This is a genomic window from Occallatibacter sp. (assembly GCF_049802275.1).
Lineage (GTDB): Bacteria > Acidobacteriota > Terriglobia > Terriglobales > Acidobacteriaceae > Telmatobacter.
The window spans coordinates 1-18,193 of sequence record NZ_JBARMD010000735.1 but is presented as its reverse complement, the minus strand read 5'-3'; the positions used below and the strand labels follow the sequence as shown (position 1 = coordinate 18,193).

Genomic DNA, 18,193 nt, shown 5'->3' with positions numbered 1-18,193 from the left:
AGTATCAGGCTACGCCCGTGGGCAGTTCCGGTGTGGCAGCGAGCAGTTTCTGAGTGTAAGCTTCGCGCGGATTCGCGCAGAGCGATTCGGCTTCGCCAATCTCGATGAGACGGCCGTGTTCCATCACCGCGATGCGCGTGCTGAGATAGCGGACCAGGGGCATCGAATGCGAAATGAAAAGATAGGTGAGGCCGTGATCGTGTTGCAGCGAGCGCAAAAGGTTGATGATTTGTGCGCCAACGCTTACGTCGAGCGCTGAGACGGGCTCATCGAGGATGAGCAACTTCGGCCGCAACGCCAGGGCGCGCGCGATGTTGATGCGCTGGCGCTGACCACCGGAGAACTCGTGCGGATGACGACCCAGCGCTGAATCATCGAGACCGACTTCGCGGAGAAGTTCGCTCGCACGCATGCGCAGGAGCGTCTTGGGATTGTGATAACGATGGGCGGTGTTTAGAGCTTCGATGCCGTGAATTGCCCAAGGTTCAGTAATGATGTCGAACACTTTCATGCGCGGATTCAGCGCGGCATAGGGGTCCTGAAATACGGGCTGCATCTGGCGGCGCAGGTCCTTCATCTGAGGCCGCGAGGCCTGCGCAATATTGATGCCCTCGATGAGGATCGATCCGCTGCTCGGTTCCACGAGGCCGAGAATCATGCGCGCGACGGTGGTTTTGCCTGAACCAGACTCACCGACGAGGCCGAGCGTCTCGCCTGCGAGGATGTCGAACGAGACATCCTCGACCACTGTGCGCAGCTCTGTGCGGAGACCTGCGCGGCGGGGATAGCTTTTGGAGACCGCGTCGACTTGAACCAGCGCCATGCAGAAATGGTACATGGGCGCTGCGGCGTTGTGTGTGGGTTCAGCTAAGTGGTCATGCGGTCCGGTGAAATCGCCGCGAGCGGCCACTGCCTGACTTTGAGAGTTTGCCCTTTTACTAATTCGATCTGCAGGTCGGTTGAACCGGGCGACACGTTGTACACGCGGCTGGTGAGTGCTTCACGGTCGGCGATGAACGACTCGATCACCGATCCATCGATGACGATGCGGACCGAGGCATCGGGTTTGAGTTGGGGCGGCAATGCAAAAGTGGTGCTGGCACAGGTCGCAAGACTGGCGGGAGTGTCGACGACGAGTTCCCACACGCTGTTGCCATTGGTCAGCAGACGGACAGAGATCTTTGGTTTTGCATCGCCAAGTGGGATGTGAATCTCTCTGCGGAGTGTCGCCAGGGTCTGCTTGTGAGAAGTGCCGGCCGGCAGCATCGAAGTCTCCTCGGCGCCGCGCAGTTTTTCAATTTCGATGGCGGGCTCGATTTCGAGCTGGCCTTCATCATTCACCGTTAGCACGCGCGGAAGAGCCATGGCGCCGGACCATCCGGCAGCGGCGAATTGGGGTTCTGGACGCGTCTCGCGGATCCACCCCCAGAGAATGCGGCGGCCGTCGGGGGCAAGGAAACTCTTCGGTGCGTAGTAGGCGCCGTGATCGAGAACGCCGGTGCGCATGGGAATGTAGCGATGGTGGCGCGTATCGTATTCGCCAGTCGTCCAGAAGACCTTGTCTTCAGTGGAGTAGAGCAGGCAGTGACGGCCATTTACGGCAAAGACGTCGGGGCACTCCCACATTTCGCCGCTGTCGCAGGGATTCACGGCGACCTTGCCGTTGGGCTTGCCCTGGACCAGCTTGTGCAGATACTCCCAGTGGTGCAGATCGCGGGAGCGGTAAAGCAAGACGCAGCCGCCGATACCGCGCTCACCGGAACCTATGCCAAGATACCAATTGTCGCCTTCCTGCCACACACATGGGTCACGAAAGCCAGTTACATACATACCCTGCGGCGGAGTGGCGATGATCGGCGTTGGAAGCTTCTTCCAGTGCAGCAGGTCATCGTCTTCGGCGGTGGCCAGCAATTGCGTTTCGCGGAGCTTGTCATTGCCATCGTGCAGGGTTGTTTCCGCTGGCGGGGCATTCTGCACTCCAGTGTAGATAAACGTGGGCTTACCTTCGAAGATGACGGCAGATCCGCTGAAGCAACCCTCGCTGTCGGGGCCTCCGGGAGTCGGCGCAAGAGCGATGGGCTGATGATGCCAGTGCACCATGTCAGGGCTCGTGGCGTGGCCCCAATGCATGTCGCCCCAGACGGCCGCGTGCGGATTGAGCTGATAGAAGAGGTGGTATTGTCCCTTCCACCAGATGGGGCCGTTGGGGTCGTTCATCCAATTGTGTGGAGGAAGGAGATGATATTCGGGGCGAAGAGGATCGTGAGCAAGGTCTGCATCCGAAGGTGTGACACTCCGGGCTAGTCGGGGCTGACCCAGCAGCAGGCCGCTCGCTGTTCCACAGACAAGCGACTTCAGGAAAACTCGACGATCACGCTTCATGCGCAGGACAGAACTCCCAAGCAACTATAACGCCACGGGCGAATCGATATCAGGCGCTTTACTTTACAGCGCCGGTCAGCTTCAGCGTGTACGCATACTTGCATGCGGCGTTCGATGGGAGGGTTATGTCGAGCGCGTCGGCGGCCTGCGTCCAACTGACCTTGTCTGCGGAGCCGAGCAATTGAACGTTGGTGATGGAGATCGATGAGCCTTCGTGCGCGGTGCCGAGCGCGTGGATGGACGCTTTGCCATCTGCCGGGCAGGCCATGCCTATTGCGTAAACCGTGCTTCCTTTGGCGGTGAAGCGGAAGTCCGCAGCGGTGTACGCTTTTACATCCGTGTCATGAAATGCTCCGCCTTTCACCTGGGTCGGCCCTTCGCCGAAGGTTTTCCATGGCGTGGTTGCGTAAATGGCTTCGCCGTTCACCTTGAGCCACGCACCCATTTCAAGCAGCGTGGTGCGCACCTGGTCGGGAATGGTGCCATCCGATCGCGGGCCGAAGTTCAGCAGCAGGTTTCCGTTCTTGCTCACGATATCGATGAGCTGGTGTACGAGGAACTCAGGCGACTTGAAGGTGTCGTGCTCGATGTATCCCCAGGATGCGTTGCTGATGGAGGTGTCGGTCTGCCAGTGGTCGGCAATGATGTGGTCCTGCTGGCCGCGCTCGAAATCGCGCGTGCCTGACTTCCAGTTGAGCGAGTAATCCTTGAAATCTATTACACCGGTGTAGCCGTTGGCGGCGGCGAAGTTGTAATAGAAGGCGGTGAATTCCGTGACGGCGCGACGGAAGGTTGGATGGCCGATCCACCAGTCGAAGTAGACGATCTCGGGCTTGTATTTCTCTACGAGTTCGGTGTCGCGTGCCAACCAGTCGCGCGTCCAGGCGTCGCTGACGTATGTCCAGTCGTCTTCGAGGCCATGCGCGTCGCCGGGCGCATTGAACCACTGGTGAGCGGGTCCGTAGAGCGAAGCGTACTTCGGATCGTTGACATCAGAGTGGATGGTGCGGCCATAGGAGTAGAAGAAGTTGTGTTCGGCGCGATGTGAGCTGAGACCGAAGTGCAGGCCTGCCGCACGAACCGCTGTTGCCAATTCCATCAATGTGTCACGCTTCGGGCCCATCTTCACGACTGTCCAGTCAGACAGATGGGAGTCGTACATCGAGAAGCCGTCGTGATGCTCGGCGACTGGAACGACATACTGCGCGCCGGAGGCCTTGAAGAGTTGAGCCCATTCGGTGGCGTCGAATTTCTCTGCGCGGAAGAGGGGAATCAGTTCCTTGTAGCCCTTTGCGTCGTCGCCGTTGGCGTAATGCTCTTTGAAATTCTTGTAGGCGCCGTTCTTGGGGTCGTACATGTTACGTGGATACCACTCGTTCTCGGCGGCGGGGACGGAGTAGACGCCCCAGTGAATGAAGATGCCGAATTTCGCATCCTTGTACCACTGCGGCTGCTGGTATTTGATGAGCGTGGCCCAGTCCGGACGGTAAGGGCCGTCATTCGCCTGCCGGTCGGCTTCGGCGAGAAGGCGCTTGCGTTCCGTGTCGTACTTGCTGACCGACTGCTGCCACTCGTGATCGATCTGCTCGGCGGATTTAACGTCCTGGGTTGGCGCGAGAGGGTCGGAGTTTTGCGTCGGAGCCTGGGCAAATAGGAAAGGGAAGGCAACGGAAAGAATTGCAGGTACAAGGAATAGGCGGATTTTCATACGGCGGAATCGTAATTGATTGGGAAGGGTGCTGCAAACGCTTTCATTTTGTCGGCCGAAATTTTCCTTGCCCAATGCTTGACATATTCCCATATAGGAATATATTTGATTTCATCATGGCTCGAGCGGCAACAACCTCGGATGCGTTCAATGCAGTCGCAGAACCGCGGCGGCGAGAGATTCTGTTGCTGTTGGCCGCACGCGAGTACTCGGTCAATGAGATTGTGGCCAGTCTTCGAGTCGATCAACCTTCGGTGTCGAAGCACTTGCGTGTGTTGCGCGATGTGGGGCTTGTGCGGATGCGCTGCAACGGACGCCAGAAGCTCTACCAGACGAACGCGGATGGCATTCGGCCGCTGCACGCGTGGACGCTGGAATTTGAGCGCTATTGGAAGCACCAGCTCACTCGCGTGAAAGAGCGGGCAGAAAAGCTCGCTGCAGAGAAGGCGTCTGCGGCACAAAAACCTGTAAACCCCAAGGAGGAATAATGATCGCAAATGTAACCGCAGGAATTGAGGATCTTACGTTGCTCGTTGAGCAGGAGATTCATGTGCATGCATCGCTGGAAGATACTTTTGCCGCGCTGCTGGAACAGCTTGGCCCCGGGAACGAAGTCAGCGACGGCCGCGCGATGCCGATGGTACTGGAGGCATGGCCGGGAGGGCGCTGGTATCGCGATCTCGGCGGCGACAACGGACATTTCTGGGCGCACGTGCAGGCCATCAAGCGCCCTACTCTGTTGGAATTCAGCGGGCCCCTGATGATGTCGCATCCTGTAGCCAACAATGTGCAGTACAGGCTGAGCGAAGAGCCGGGTGGAACGCTGATCAAGTTCCGTCACTCCGGATTTGGCTTGGTTCAGGACGATCATCGCAAGGGAGTGTCCGGCGGCTGGGGACACATCAACGAAGAAATCCGCAAACGGGCGGAAGGGTTGCCCTCGAAATAACCCGAACCGACGACGAATCCAATTCTTCCCCCAGGACACAAGGAGGTCCCTATGTCGATTACACAAACTCTCATTGGCGATTCCATTGCGCAGGCGATGCTCGCCGAATTCGAAACGCAGGTACCCGTCACGCGCCGGTTCCTCGAACGGCTGCCGGAAGACAAACTCACCTGGAAGCCGCACGAGAAATCAATGACGGCGGGGCAATTGGCATATCACATTGCATCTACGCAGGGCGGCGTCGTCCGTTTTGTGCAAAACAATCCAGCACAAGCTCCGAACTTTGCTTTTCTGCAGCCAACGAGTTGCAAGGAAATCCTGCAGGCCTTTGATGAAAGCGTTGCTGTCGTGCGCGAGATCCTTCCAACGATTGACGATGCTGAAATGGCGGAAACCTGGCGGCTGGTCGCAGGCGAGAGGGAGGTACTGGCGCAGGCGCGTGGTCTGTTTCTGCGCGACGTGATGTTCAGCCATGTGTATCAGCATCGCGGGCAGTTCGGTGTTTATCTGCGTCTATTGAATCTTCCGGTGCCCGCCAGCTGGGGACCGAGCGCGGATGAGCCGCCGTTATTCATGCAGAAAGGCTGATCGGGTTAGTTGAGGAGAAGCAGATGTGCCCATTCTGTCTTGCGACTGCGGCCGTTGTAGCAGCCAGCGCCACCGGCAGCGGCGGCTTGGCAGCACTTGTCACTGGCAAGCTGCTGCGCACATCGGCTCGAAGACATTTCACCCAGGAAACCGACACGAAGGAGGTTCAACATGGCCACAATGACAACGGGTCCCAAGCTGTCGAAAGTGGTGTCGCACAGCGAGTGGATTGAAGCGCGCAGGCAATTTCTCGCGCAGGAAAAAGAGTTTACCCGCCTGCGCGACGAGCTGAGCAGGCAGCGACGCGAATTGCCGTGGGAAAAGATTGAGAAGAACTATGTATTTGAAGGACCGCGCGGCAAAGAAACGCTCGCTGATTTGTTTGACGGACGTAGTCAGCTCGTCATCTATCACTTCATGTTTGGCCCTGGATGGGCTGCAGGTTGTCCAAGCTGCTCTTATCTCTCGGATCACTTCGATGGCATGACGATTCACCTTGCACACCGCGACGTAACGTTGGCCGTGGTTTCACGCGCTCCGTATGGCGAAATCGACGCATTCAAGAAGCGGATGGGCTGGAGATTTCACTGGGCATCTTCGTTTGGAACGGATTTCAATTACGACTACCATGTTTCGGCTACGGCGGCCGAGCGGGCGACGGGGATGGTCGATTACAACTACGCCGTCACGCAGTTCCCGAGTGAAGAGCGGCCCGGAGCCAGCGTTTTCTTTAAAGATGCAGACGGCCAGATCTACCACACCTATTCCGTCTATGCGCGGGGACTCGACATACTGATCGGCGCGTATAACTTTCTTGATCTTGTGCCAAAGGGGCGAGACGAAGAGGGATTAGCGCATACGATGGCGTGGGTTCGCCACCACGACAAGTATGACGGCGGCTATTTCGTCGATCCTTCAGCGAAGTGGGAGGAACCCAAAGCGACCACTCAGGGATCTTGCTGCTCGGGCAAACGTGACGGGTAAGTTGACAGCTTCGTGCTTCGCCGGGAGGTGTACCCCGGACCAATGCGAAAATGCATCGGGACCATGGACCTTGTCAGTCCGTGGTCCCAGTGCTTCTGCCTCCGTTGCTACTTTCCTGCGTCCGTGACCAGTTTCATGGCGCGGGCAAATGTGTCAACACGTTTCTGTTTCTCGGCCTGGATATCAACCTGACCTTCGTTGTGTTGAGATGCGCGTTGGACGAACTCGTCCAGCCGCTTCTGCCCATCCTCTACCACCTTACTGACCGCAACCTGAGCTTCCGGCAGCACCTGGCGGAAGTGAGCGATTTCCTTTTTCGCCAACTCAGGGTGATAGCCCAGGCGATCGCCCGTCTGCATCGCATCGATCAGGATGTCCGGCGGAGCGGCGGCCGGAGGCGTCATATTCAGTGCGTTGTAGGTTTCGCGCAAGCGCGCCATTGCACCGTTGAAGCCGTCGAGTTCACCGCGCTGAGCGGTAAGGCCCGCCGCGCGACGGACTTCGATTGTCACCTTTGATGCGGTGCTGAGGCTTGCAACTGGAATGATGGTGGTAAGTGAGTTGCCTTCGAAACTCCAACCGCCCTTGCCGGTCGGCCCTGCCTGCTTCATGGCAACTCCGTCTATCGTTACCGATGCGGGGGGCCAGTCTGCGGGAAGCTTTAACGTGTAGCCACGGGCCTTGAGCATGCCCGGGAAGCTGCCTTCGACCGGACCGATCTCAACGCGCAGCGCGTCACCGCTTTGCGTGGCCTTGATGGGGGTACGCGTGAAGGCGCTGTGCTGATACAACTCAGCCACACCGGAGTCTTCGTAAAGCGTGTAGCTGGTGCTCGTGCCGGCATTGAGTGGCCACACGTTTACGATAAGCGGATCCACGGGCTTCTCGCCGGTGTAGCTCATCTCCGGCTGCATCGGTACAATGGCCCCGGCTTTTAGATACACCGGCGTTTCGTCGACAGAGAAGCTGCGATCGGCCGAGATTGGCCCGGAGAGATGTTTGCCTGTCGGCCACTCAATCCACTCACCCTTTGGCAGCCAGACCTTCTCCGTCGCAAGGCCTGATACCTTGTCTCCCGGCGTCACGACCGGGGCGACGATCATCTCGTCTCCGAAGAGATATTCATCCTGGTTGTCGTAGGCTTCGTTGGATTCGGGCCAGTCGTAATAGAGCGGCCGCAGAAATGCGACACCTGTGTCGTAGGTACGCCGAGCTTCAGTGTAGATGTAGGGCTGCATCGCATAGCGCAACTGGAAGGTTGCACGAAGAATGGACGAGTAAGGTTCCGGATAGGCCCAGATGCGCCGCTCTGACTCAGGATTCTTCGTGGTGTGGGTACGCAGGATAGGGCTGAATGCGCCAAACTCCACCCAGCGGGTAAAGAGCTCTGGATCGACCGCGCCGGGCATGTGTCCGCCGATGTCGTGGCTCCAGTAGGCATAACCGACGTTGGCCGCGGTAGCCGTGAACCATGGCTGGAAAGCCAGTGAATCCCACACCGACACTGTGTCACCGGAGAATCCGATCTGATAGCGATGGTTGCCCAGTCCACCCCAGCGATGGAAGAGAATGGGGCGCTTGCCCTGCCGCTCCTGGTCCGTAAAGTGCACGTAATTAATCCACCAGGTCGGAGTTACACCGGCCATCTTCGTATTTTGTTCCTGCTGCCAGTCGAGCCACCAGAAATCGATGCCTTGTTTCTCCAGCGGATGGAGGACGAGGTTGAAGTAGTTTTCGGCGAATTTCTTGTTGGTGATGTCATACGGAACGTACTGCTTCGTCGCAGGATCGATGCCCATAGCCCTAGCCATCGCCGGATACGCTGCCTCCCACGGCTGAATGCCGGAAGCTGGGTGCAGGTTCAAGCTGGTCTTCAAGTGATCCGCATGCAGGCGATCGAGAAACAGTTGCGGGTAAGGAAAGAGCACGTCATTCCATGTGTAACCACTCCAACCGAGAAAGTGGCGTGACTGATCCACATTGTTTTTGTCGCCTTCGCCCATGGCCTTGAGCTGTTCCAGACTCTTGTGCCAGCCCATGTCGATCACGAAAACGTCTAGTGGGGTCGAGTTCTGGTGGAAGTCTCGAATGATCTCCTCGATCTCCTGGTCGCTGTAGTCCCAGTAGCGCGACCACCATGTGCCGAAGGCAAAACGGGGCGGCAACGGAATGCGTCCGGCCACGCGAACATAGTCGCCCAGCGCCTTGCGGTAGTCATGTCCATAGCCGAAGAAGTACAAGTCCTGGCGCTCGCCGGCTGGCCGCTCGATGACCCATGGCCACGGACTCTTCTCACCCTCGCTGAAAGTGAAGTTCGCCGAATCGAACAGGGGGCGCGTTGAATCGTCGACGAGCGCCCATCCTGAACGGGATACCAGACCTTGCTCGATCGGTTCGCGTGTCTTCGATCCAAGCGCGCCGTCGAGTGTGCGCGTTGTGCCCTGCAAGTTTTCACTGTCGGTGATGCCCGGGTGCCAGGTCACCGGTTTTCCGTCGACGGTAAGCTCGATGGAGAGATTATCAGGTGTGAATTTGCCATCGCCTGAGGCCGAGTAATGAAGCGTCAGGGCGCTTGTCTTGATGGTCACAGCCTGTGCATCGCCAGACCCAAGTTTGTTTGTTTCGAACTTCGGCACGGGCAAACGCCGATTGATGAAGACGAAAGACGCGTGATTCTCAAATTTGCCGTCGGCCGCCCACTCCATCCGAATCAGCTCCGGTGTGAGAACAGTGAACCTTGCGTTGCCGAGGACGACTTCGGCCCTGGGATCGGCAACCGGATTTTCGGCTGCTTCCGTCGGCATACGCTGCGCAATTGGTGGTGCTGCGGTCTGCGCCAGGGGCGGTTCAAGTGAATGCGACAAAGCCTGCTGCTGAGGCTCTTGCGCTGAAATTCCAATTGTTGACCCAACCATGATCCCGACTGCGGCAAAGTGAAGCAGAGAAGTACGCACGGATTTCTCCTTTGTTTTTAGTCCATGGGAAGCCTATCACTGGAGGCTTGGAAACGGCATAGGAACTAGGTGACGGAAAGGCCAACGGCTTGGTTGAAGTGTCCCCTCACCGATTCGAGCATTTTGGAGTCTTGTCGACGCACTGCGGCCATTGCCTCTACGATCACAGCATGCGTTGCGACCCATTTAGAAAAGACTCGATAGAGAAGGGGAATACTCAATGAATCGAGATGCAGGAATGTCATGCCTTGGTCTGCTCTTGATTTTGCTGATGTCTCTTACGATTTCTGCGGCGGGGCAGGATTCTCCCGGCGACATTCGACCCGCTCCCTACCAGGTCGCGTGGCAAGACCAGGAATTCGGCGTCATCCTGCACTTCTCCACAAATACGTTTCTTGATCGCGAATGGGGCGATGGTACGGCCAGTCCCTCCGTATTCAATCCCACACAATTTGACCCGGACCAGTGGATGAAGGCTATTCGCGATTCTGGTGCGAAGTACGTTGTGCTCGTTGCCAAGCACCATGACGGCTTCTGCCTCTGGCCCACCGGACAGACGAACTACAGTGTGAAGAGCAGCCCATGGAAAGACGGTATGGGAGACGTTGTTGGCGATGTTGCGCGTGCAGCGCGGAAATATGGACTCAAGTTTGGTGTCTACCTCTCTCCGTGGGATCGCCATGAGCCGCGCTACAAGGATTCAGCGGAATACGACAAGTATTACAACGCGGAGTTGGAGGAACTAGCGCAAAACTACGGCGACCTCGTCGAGTTCTGGCTCGATGGTGCGGGCAGCGCTGGACACGTCTACGACTTCAAAAAGATCATTGAGACTCTCCGGACCTATCAACCCAACACCGTAGTGTTTGCCGATACGGGCTTGTTTGAGTATGGCGATGCTCGCTGGGTGGGCAACGAGGCAGGTATTGTCAATTACGAGAACTGGAACGTCATTGATCGTCACGGCTATCTTCGTTGGCGTCCTGTCGAGGCGGATACGCCACTTCGCAACCTGCATTGGTTCTGGCATCCGAACGACGAAGCTTCGCTGAAGAGTCTCGACGCGCTTCTCGATACTTACGACAAAACGGTGGGACGCGGTGCCCAGCTCATGCTGGGAGTGGCGCCAGACAATCGCGGACTGCTGCCTGACTCCGACGTGAAGCGACTGGAGGAGTTTGGCGCGGCGCTTCGGAAGCGAGCAGAAAACAATCTGGTTCTTCATCGAGAAAGAAGCAGCGTCGGATTTGAGGCTGCGCTCGACGGCAATCCCGATACATTTTGGTCAGCGCCTGCAGGTTCACGTCACGCGGAGATCGAAGTGGATTTTGACAAGCCTGTCACCTTCGATCATGCACTCACGATGGAGTGGTTGAACGATGGGCAACACATTCAGAAATATGCCATTGAGATTTGGAGCGAGCCTGACAAGGTGTGGAAGCGGATTGCTGAGGGGCAGGCGATCGGCCACAAGAAGATTGATCAGTTTCCGTCTGTGACTGCACGGCGTGTTCGACTGAACATTTTGTCGAGCACGTCAGAAGCGCGTATCCGGGAATTTCAACTTTACGACTGGGGCGCTCAAAAACCGAAGGAGAACGGTCCGCGCTAAACCACCATGATCTTCACGCCGGCCGCGACGAATGCGTTGGACACTTCTTCTGAAATTCCATTGTCGGTGATCAGCAGATCGATATCGCTCGACGGGCAAACGACCGCAGGACTCACGCGGCCCAGCTTGCTCGAATCGGCTACCACGATGATCTGGCGCGCCTGCCGCGCCATGGCGCGAAATACCGCGGCTTCGTCGGGCTGAATGAGCGTGGCGCCGTGCTCAGCATCCACTCCGGTCGCGCTCACAAACAGCCGATCCATGACGACAACCGCAAGCGCCTCAATGGCCGCCGGCCCAACCAGCGAGAAGGCGCCGGCCCAGCGGAGATTGCCTCCGGTGAGCATCGTCTGGAGCCGGGCACTTGAACTGAGTTCCATGCCGATGTTTACAGCATTGGTGACAATCTGAATGTTCTTCCGATGCAGGAGTTGACGCGCAACCAGTGTTGTCGTTGTGCCTGCTGCAAATCCGATGGTCTCGTTTTCCTGGATGAGCGCGGCGGCGGCGCGGGCGATGCGCAGCTTCTCCGCAGCAAACCGGTCTTCGCGCACCTGGAACGAGGCATCGAAGCGAAACGGTTCGTAGACGGCGTTGCCGTTTCCCGCCAACATGGCGCCCCCGTGGGTGCGCGTGACCAAACCATGCGATTCGAGGCGAATGAGATCGCGACGGATGCTTGCAGGTGAGGTGCCCAGCGCTGATGTAAGATCGTCGACCGAGGCTTTGCCGTGACTCAGCAGCAGCCGCAGAATTTCCTTGGCACGTTTATCTGTCTTCGATGACATAGCGATCGATGGCGCCAGGCTGAATCAGGATCGGAACTGGGCCTATTGTACGGGTGCGCGGGTCTTGGGTGCCATCGTAATTGCATCCAAGGCGGACTTGAAGACGCGCACGTCGTGTTCGAGCACCCGGAAACTCTTGTGGCTGTTTGGCCGGGTTCCGAGCTCGGCACCTCCATCAGAGGGCTTGGCTTCCACGTCTTTGCTCAACGAGGTGTGGACTTCGCGCACGCCTGTCTTCAGCGCAACAGTCCTGACATTCGAAGCGCGGATGCCGCCGCCGGCCATGATCCGGATGCGATTGCCGGCCTTCTTTCGCAATTGTGCAATCCTTGCCGCGCCTCGCATTGCATCGGGTTTGCCGCCGGAAGTGAGAATGCGGTCGGCCCCGCACGCAATCACATCTTCCAGCGCTCGGTCCAGATCTGTGGAGACATCGAATGCGCGATGAAACGTGACGTGGAGCGGCCGCGCCACTTCAATAAGATTGCGCATGCGCGCAACGTCAACAGTGCCTGCTTCGGTCAAGACGCCGAGGACCACGCCGTCGATCCCGCGGGCTTTCGCTTCCAGAATGTCATCGTGCATGACCGCCAGTTCATGGTCGGAATACACAAAGTCGCCGCCGCGGGGACGAATGATGACGAACACATCGATATCGACCGCGGCGCGAACAGCGCTGACGAGGCCGGCGCTCGGCGTGATGCCGCCTTCGCTCAGTGCGCTACACAGTTCTATGCGCTTCGCTCCGCCTTGTGCCGCAGCGAGCGCCGATTCAACCGAATCGACACAGATTTCAAGGTTCATGATAATTGTGCCTATTTTCCCATGCCGGCAGACTTCTTGAAAACAGGTTGAGACCACGAATGCAAGAACCGGACCAATTCTTTCAAACCGGCTGCCGCGGAAAGTGCGCGGCAGCCGCAAGGTTAAAAGGTGTATTTGAGTGAGAATTGCAGGTGACGCTCGACGGAACGAACGCCCTGAAGTGACACGTTGCCGAAGTTGGAATCGGTGATGCCAGTGTCAGGATTGCCGTAGCTCACCATGTTGAACGCATTGAAAGCGTCAAAGCGGAATCCGATCGACTGCTCACGGAAAGTGTGGAAGTCCTTGAACATCGAAAGATCCACGTTGCGGTAACCCGGACCTCGGACCGAGCCGTTGCTCGATGTGCCGAAGGCATTCGATGCGGGAACGCCAAAGGCGCATACCCCGTTGTCTACGCCGGCGGTCGTGCATGGGGTCGCCGAAGGATCGACACCCCACCAGTTTTCGTTGCTGCGGCCGACAACTCTGAGCTTGCGATACTGGTTCACGCGCGAGTTGCCATAGCTGTTTGAGTTGTTTCCCGGGCCAGTGATGGTCTCAGGGAATCCAGAGTATACGACAACTCCGGTCGAAATCTTCCAACCGCCTACCGCTGCGTCTAGAATCGCGTTGGCGTTTGTAAGGTACTGTTGTCCTCGGCCTACCGGAAGCGCGTAGACGGCTGTGGCCGAGAAGTTATGCCGCACATCGTAGCCAGCCGGGCCGTAGTCGGCGGCACTATTGTAGTAGTTCTGGAACGCGCCGCTGAAGCCGTTGACGTTGAGCGCATAATTTCCGAGGCTGTTGGTAAGCGCCTGGCCGTAGGTATAGTTCGCGGTGAACTCCAGGCCATGACTCAGGTGTTCGCGGAGAACCGCTTGCATTGCGTTATAGTGCATCACCGCGCGCGACTCGGTAATCAACAGTCCATTCGGTCCGATGCCGAGCGAAGAATCAATCCCATTCACGCCGATGTACTGGTTGTTGTAGTAAGGGGCCGAGGTGGGATCGCCGTTTACCAGGTACTGATTCACGTTTCCGTAGTCTTCAATATGCTGGCCAAATTCGCCGATGTATCCGACCTGCAGCGACAAGGTTCGAGACATCGCATATTGCATGGTCAGATTCCACTGCTGCACATATGCGGGTTGAATATGTTGCGGGTAGACGTTGAAGGTGCCTCCGTACTGAGTGGTGCCCCCGGTGAATCCCTCTTCTGCTGTACGAGGTGCGGTGACGGCCCCCTGCGTGGGAGAGGTGACCGAAACGTTCACCGCCTGGATGAACGGCGTGATCGAGGTCAGGCGCTGGTTGAAGGAGTTGCCTTCGAAGAAGCTGGTAGCTCCGTATCCGCCACGCAACACCAGGCGATCGTTGAACTGGTACGCAAATCCGACATGCGGCATGATCTGCCGGAAATTCGGTTGATAGCAGGCCTGATTGCTGCAGAGGCCTGAGCCTGCCGGTGCGCCGGTCGGGATGTGTGAAGCATAGAGTATCTGGCCTGTGGCGAGATCAACTGTACCGGTCTTGCCGTTCTGCTCGTACCAGGGCTGGTCGTATTCATAACGAAGCCCAGCGATCAGCGTGAGGTTGGGGCGGAACTTGAAGTTGTCCTGCGCAAAGCCGGCGATGCGCCATTGGCGTTGTCCGACATTGATGCTGCTGAGAGTGGCGCCGGCCGACTGAACGCGATCGAGCACAAAGTCAGCGGGCCCATATCCGCCGGCATTGGGGGCAGAGGGATTGGCGGTAAACGCGCCTGTGTAGTTGAGCGAACCGAGGTATCCGTCGTTGTTTCCCGTGGGGTAGTTGTTCTGGTAGCGGATGGCTTCGACTCCCATGCTGAGATAGTGCTTGCCGTGCTGCCACGTCAGGTTGTCTATGTAGCTGTAGGTGTTGTCGATGAGGTTGTTGCCGTTGTAGGCTGACGTCCCCACATTGCTGACGTTGCTTTCACTCATGTTCTGATTCGTGAAACCTTCATACTGCTGGTTGGGAAACGTGATGCCGACTTTGGCATTGCCTGAAGTTCCAAACTGCCCGGTCGGATCGGTGGGCAATCCCTCTGACCACTTGGTTCGCGTGAAGCCAACGCGGGCGGAGTTCACCAACGATGGCGAGAAGGTGTGAACCCAGCTGGTCCCGATAATCCACGTTGGGAAGAGATTGACTCCCGGGAAGGTGATTGCCAGCACCGCGGTGGATCCATCGTAGGCCGTCGACATCGAATAGAACCCAGTGATTTTGTCTGAAGCGCGCGGATTGAACTCAATTTTGGCGTCGCCCTGGTCATTGGCCTTGTAGCTTTTGGTAGGGGCCTGATAGTTGTTCTGCGCGATTCCATCGAGAGGCGGCAGGCACTTGCCTCCCTTTGGCGTAACGGGACTCGCCGCGCCGCAATTCGGGTAAAGACCGGGGTTCGCAAACAAGTACTCCGCCACCGGGTTGACGATGGGAACTCCCTGGTTGTTGGCGTATGGCGCGAAGTTGTTTTGCGAGTCATACAACTGAATAGGATTCGAACCCGCAAGCAGCGCAGAGAAATCGCCGTTGCGCATGGCGTCGGGAATTACGCTTGCAAATCCCAATCCGCCAGTGTGCCAGCGCGAGCCTAGGTAGTCGGCGAAGAAGAAGAGCTTGTCACGCTTGATCGGCCCGCCAATCGTACCGCCAAACTGTGAAAACGAGAAGGGATTGATCGGCGTCACAGGAGTTGACTGGCCGTTGCTGTAGGAATTTGCGTTGAACCGGTAGTCCTGCACGTAGCCGTATGCCGAGCCGTGAAAGTTGTTTGTGCCGCTCTTCAGCACGCTCACCACCGCGCCGCCATTCACGTTGCCATAGTCGGTTGACGAATCGGCCGTGATCACCTGGACCTCCTGGAGCGCTTCGGGAGCCGGGCTGTAGGAGATCAGGTTGTTGTAATCCTCGTTCATATCGATTCCGTCGAGCGTGTAGTGATTTGCCTGCGCCCGATTGCCGTTCATATTCGGCGTGTCGGTGTAGTAGGTACTCCGCTCAAAGCTAGTGGGACCGGCAACGCCCGCGGTATCGACAGAGCCCGGCACGTACAGAGTTAACGCGGAAAAATCGAGTCCGTTCAGGGGAAGATTCTGAATCGTATTCGCGGTGAATGTGCTGTCGACGCTCAGACTCTCCGTCTGAAGAATCGGGGCTGCAGCAGAGACGTTCACCGACGTGTTTGTGCTTCCCACCTGAAGCTTCACGTTGAAGTTAGCTGTCTGACGCACCTCGAGAGAAAACTCGGGCACGGTGGCCGTCGCGAACCCGTTGGCCTGCACCGTCATTCTGTAGTGGCCAATCGGCAGAAACTCGATGTGGTACTGTCCTTGCGCATTTGTGGCGGTTGCGGTTTCGATTCCAGTTTCGACGGCGTGGGCGGTTACATGCGCTCCAGAAATCACAGCTCCGCTGGGGTCGGTGACCTCGCCGGTTATGGAGCCGGTTACTACCTGGGCGTTTGCTGCCGGCACGAATGCCATCAAGGCAATCGCGCATCCGAGCATGATCCGGAAAAGACCTTTTCTCATTGAGACCTCACATGAAGTTGGTGCAGTTGTTAGGGCATATGCCGCTATCGATCGCTTCGAGCCGGGAACGAACACCATGCGGAGGTTGCCCCGCTGGGCAACTGGGCTGCGATGGCGGGCTGGGAAGGGCTGGATGGGGAGAGCCAGCCACCGTGGAAGCAAATTTACATCTAAATGATCGAATTGTCCATATATCTGATCAATATGAGCGTTTTATGGAAATAAATTGTCATTAACGTGCTATATTGGGCGACATTTTCGCAAGTCCTGGAGGAAACCACTCCCGGAGCGCTCCGTATGTCCATGATCGGAGTGATACTCGCGTCCGCTTTCGCGGCCATGGCCTCGGCGCAGGTTGGTGCAGCCTGGGCCATCCGTCACGGAGGTCTAGTTCTTGTCGGTCGTGATAAGAACTGAACATGCAAAACATCACGAGAGGCGAACTCAATCAAGAGTTCGCCTCTTTTTTGTGCAAAAAAGAAGGAGGAGGAGGTTGCGTTCTTAGATGTCGAGATTCTTCACGTCGAGTGCATTGTCTTCAATGAACTTTCGGCGTGATTCAACGTCTTCGCCCATCAGCGTGGTGAAAATGGCTTCGGTTTCCGCTATATCTTCGAGCTTGACCTGTAGCAACGTGCGCCGATCGGGATCCATCGTGGTTTCCCAAAGCTGGGGTGCCGTCATTTCGCCCAGCCCCTTGTAGCGCTGCACATCGTATTCCTTCTTGCCCTGTTCGACGATGTAGACAAAAAGCTCACGTGCGGTTTGTTTCTCCACCGGTTCGTGCAAAATGCGTGAGCCGCGCCGGGCCGCTTTGGCCTCCGCCTTCACCTTTGGAGGCGTCTGGCCCTCTTCGAACTCTGTGCCTTCCAGCTCATCTGCCGCAGTATCCTGGGTGGGTTTTGCGGCGTACTCGATGAGGAACGGAGGCTCGAGGTATTGGCTGATCTGCGAGTACTTCGACATCATCTGGCGGAACTCCGGGCTTGATGCCAAGGCGTAATCGATGCAGCGAGAGGCCCCCTGCGAGTCGCTGTAGCAGACAGACCAGGTGTGGTGTTCATCGTCCTCAATGGGCTTGCTCACCTTGATTCCGAAATCATCCGCGACGTTGACGAGCTGTTCGTGAAGTTGAGCCAGCTTCGCGGGCACCTCGTTACCGCTCTTCGACGTGAAGTCCGCGCGATGGGTCAGTTCTGCGCGCGCGATCAATTCCGTGAGCTGCTCGTTGCGTATGCGCTTGTCAACTTTTTCGACAAATCCGAGATACTCGTTCAAATAGCCCATGAAACGCGTGAGTTCGCTGCCATCGATGTGGCTGGCATTCTCACCGTGACGCACGATCATGCCTTCAGATGCGCGCTTGATGGCGACTCGGTTCAACTCGCGTTCGTCCTTTACATATTGTTCGGACCGGCCCTTCTTGATCTTGAACAGAGGCGGCTGGGCAATGTAGATGTTGCCGCGCTTGATCAACTCCGTCATGTGGCGGAAGAAGAAGGTCAGCAGAAGCGTGCGGATGTGCGATCCGTCCACGTCGGCGTCGGTCATGAGGATGATCTTGCCGTAGCGAATCTTCGCCGGATCGAAGTCGTCCTTGCCGATGCCGCAGCCGAGCGCGGTGATCATGGCGCGGATTTCCTCGTGGCCCAGCATCTTGTCGTAGCGTGCTTTCTCGACGTTGAGGATCTTGCCCTTGAGCGGCAGAATCGCCTGGAAGCGCCGGTCACGGCCCTGCTTGGCCGTACCACCTGCGCTTTCACCCTCGACGAGATACAGTTCGCAGCGATCCGGGTTGCGCTCAGAACAGTCAGCAAGCTTGCCTGGCAGGCCGCCGCCGTCGAGGGCACCTTTGCGTCGCGTAAGG

General features: G+C 57.5%; 13 protein-coding genes. 5 read left to right on the top strand and 8 right to left on the bottom strand.

Features of this window, described 5'->3' with window-relative positions:
• Window positions 1-4: 4 nt before the first annotated feature.
• From WA354_RS24680 to WA354_RS24670, 3 genes are read right to left on the bottom strand one after another with little or no spacing between them, the layout of a single operon-like run.
• Entirely contained in the window at window positions 5-838 is an 834-nt protein-coding gene (locus WA354_RS24680; protein ID WP_472815684.1) for an ATP-binding cassette domain-containing protein, read from the bottom strand.
• 29 nt (window positions 839-867) lie between these two features.
• A complete protein-coding gene (locus WA354_RS24675) occupies window positions 868-2,382 on the bottom strand; it encodes a glycoside hydrolase family 32 protein (RefSeq protein WP_472815683.1) in 1,515 nt (504 codons plus the stop codon).
• A gap of 58 nt (window positions 2,383-2,440) precedes the next feature.
• Window positions 2,441-4,090 carry an alpha-L-fucosidase gene (locus WA354_RS24670; RefSeq protein ID WP_472815682.1) on the bottom strand — a complete coding sequence of 550 codons (1,650 nt, stop codon included), beginning with the start codon at window positions 4,088-4,090 and terminating at the stop codon, window positions 2,441-2,443.
• 116 nt (window positions 4,091-4,206) lie between these two features.
• On the opposite strand from WA354_RS24670, the gene WA354_RS24665 reads away from it, so the two are divergent.
• The 4 genes from WA354_RS24665 to WA354_RS24650 all read left to right on the top strand — a co-directional run bounded on the left by WA354_RS24665 (window position 4,207) and on the right by WA354_RS24650 (window position 6,611).
• Entirely contained in the window at window positions 4,207-4,578 is a 372-nt protein-coding gene (locus WA354_RS24665) for an ArsR/SmtB family transcription factor (protein WP_472815681.1), read from the top strand.
• A complete protein-coding gene (locus WA354_RS24660) occupies window positions 4,578-5,039 on the top strand; it encodes an SRPBCC family protein (RefSeq protein ID WP_472815680.1) in 462 nt (153 codons plus the stop codon). Before WA354_RS24665 ends, WA354_RS24660 begins: the two co-directional genes overlap by 1 nt.
• Window positions 5,040-5,090: 51 nt before the next feature.
• A complete protein-coding gene (locus WA354_RS24655; RefSeq protein ID WP_472815679.1) occupies window positions 5,091-5,627 on the top strand; it encodes a DinB family protein in 537 nt (178 codons plus the stop codon).
• 171 nt (window positions 5,628-5,798) lie between these two features.
• On the top strand, window positions 5,799-6,611 hold the full coding sequence (locus WA354_RS24650; protein WP_472815678.1) for a DUF899 domain-containing protein: 813 nt from the start codon (window positions 5,799-5,801) through the stop codon (window positions 6,609-6,611).
• Window positions 6,612-6,718: 107 nt separating this feature from the next.
• On the opposite strand, the gene WA354_RS24645 is transcribed toward WA354_RS24650, so the two are convergent.
• Window positions 6,719-9,565 carry a glycoside hydrolase family 31 protein gene (locus WA354_RS24645; RefSeq protein WP_472815677.1) on the bottom strand — a complete coding sequence of 949 codons (2,847 nt, stop codon included), beginning with the start codon at window positions 9,563-9,565 and terminating at the stop codon, window positions 6,719-6,721.
• Window positions 9,566-9,836: 271 nt separating this feature from the next.
• Here WA354_RS24645 and WA354_RS24640 point away from each other — a divergent pair, with 271 nt between their 5' ends.
• Window positions 9,837-11,177, top strand: a complete 1,341-nt coding sequence (locus WA354_RS24640; protein WP_472815676.1) for an alpha-L-fucosidase — start codon at window positions 9,837-9,839, stop codon at window positions 11,175-11,177.
• On the opposite strand, the gene WA354_RS24635 is transcribed toward WA354_RS24640, so the two are convergent.
• The 4 genes from WA354_RS24635 to WA354_RS24620 all read right to left on the bottom strand — a co-directional run.
• Entirely contained in the window at window positions 11,174-11,965 is a 792-nt protein-coding gene (locus WA354_RS24635) for a DeoR/GlpR family DNA-binding transcription regulator (protein ID WP_472815675.1), read from the bottom strand. The two genes, WA354_RS24640 and WA354_RS24635, sit on opposite strands and share 4 nt — an antisense overlap.
• A 42-nt stretch (window positions 11,966-12,007) precedes the next feature.
• Window positions 12,008-12,769, bottom strand: coding sequence for a copper homeostasis protein CutC (locus tag WA354_RS24630; RefSeq protein ID WP_472815674.1), 762 nt, complete (start codon window positions 12,767-12,769; stop codon window positions 12,008-12,010).
• 122 nt (window positions 12,770-12,891) lie between these two features.
• The gene (locus tag WA354_RS24625) at window positions 12,892-16,326 is read right to left on the bottom strand and encodes a carboxypeptidase-like regulatory domain-containing protein (RefSeq protein ID WP_472815673.1); all 3,435 of its coding nucleotides are present in this window, start codon (window positions 16,324-16,326) and stop codon (window positions 12,892-12,894) included.
• A gap of 501 nt (window positions 16,327-16,827) precedes the next feature.
• Window positions 16,828-18,193: toprim domain-containing protein (locus tag WA354_RS24620; protein ID WP_472815672.1), on the bottom strand; the 1,366-nt coding region annotated here is incomplete at its 5' end.

Coding starts and splice junctions, on each gene's coding strand:
- WA354_RS24630 (WP_472815674.1), bottom strand. CDS start 12,769: ATGAACCTTGAAATCTGTGTCGATTCGGTTGAATCGGCGCTCGCTGCG.
- WA354_RS24680 (WP_472815684.1), bottom strand. CDS start 838: ATGTACCATTTCTGCATGGCGCTGGTTCAAGTCGACGCGGTCTCCAAA.
- WA354_RS24660 (WP_472815680.1), top strand. CDS start 4,578: ATGATCGCAAATGTAACCGCAGGAATTGAGGATCTTACGTTGCTCGTT.
- WA354_RS24665 (WP_472815681.1), top strand. CDS start 4,207: ATGGCTCGAGCGGCAACAACCTCGGATGCGTTCAATGCAGTCGCAGAA.
- WA354_RS24650 (WP_472815678.1), top strand. CDS start 5,799: ATGGCCACAATGACAACGGGTCCCAAGCTGTCGAAAGTGGTGTCGCAC.
- WA354_RS24635 (WP_472815675.1), bottom strand. CDS start 11,965: ATGTCATCGAAGACAGATAAACGTGCCAAGGAAATTCTGCGGCTGCTG.
- WA354_RS24675 (WP_472815683.1), bottom strand. CDS start 2,382: ATGAAGCGTGATCGTCGAGTTTTCCTGAAGTCGCTTGTCTGTGGAACA.
- WA354_RS24625 (WP_472815673.1), bottom strand. CDS start 16,326: ATGAGAAAAGGTCTTTTCCGGATCATGCTCGGATGCGCGATTGCCTTG.
- WA354_RS24640 (WP_472815676.1), top strand. CDS start 9,837: ATGTCTCTTACGATTTCTGCGGCGGGGCAGGATTCTCCCGGCGACATT.
- WA354_RS24655 (WP_472815679.1), top strand. CDS start 5,091: ATGTCGATTACACAAACTCTCATTGGCGATTCCATTGCGCAGGCGATG.
- WA354_RS24670 (WP_472815682.1), bottom strand. CDS start 4,090: ATGAAAATCCGCCTATTCCTTGTACCTGCAATTCTTTCCGTTGCCTTC.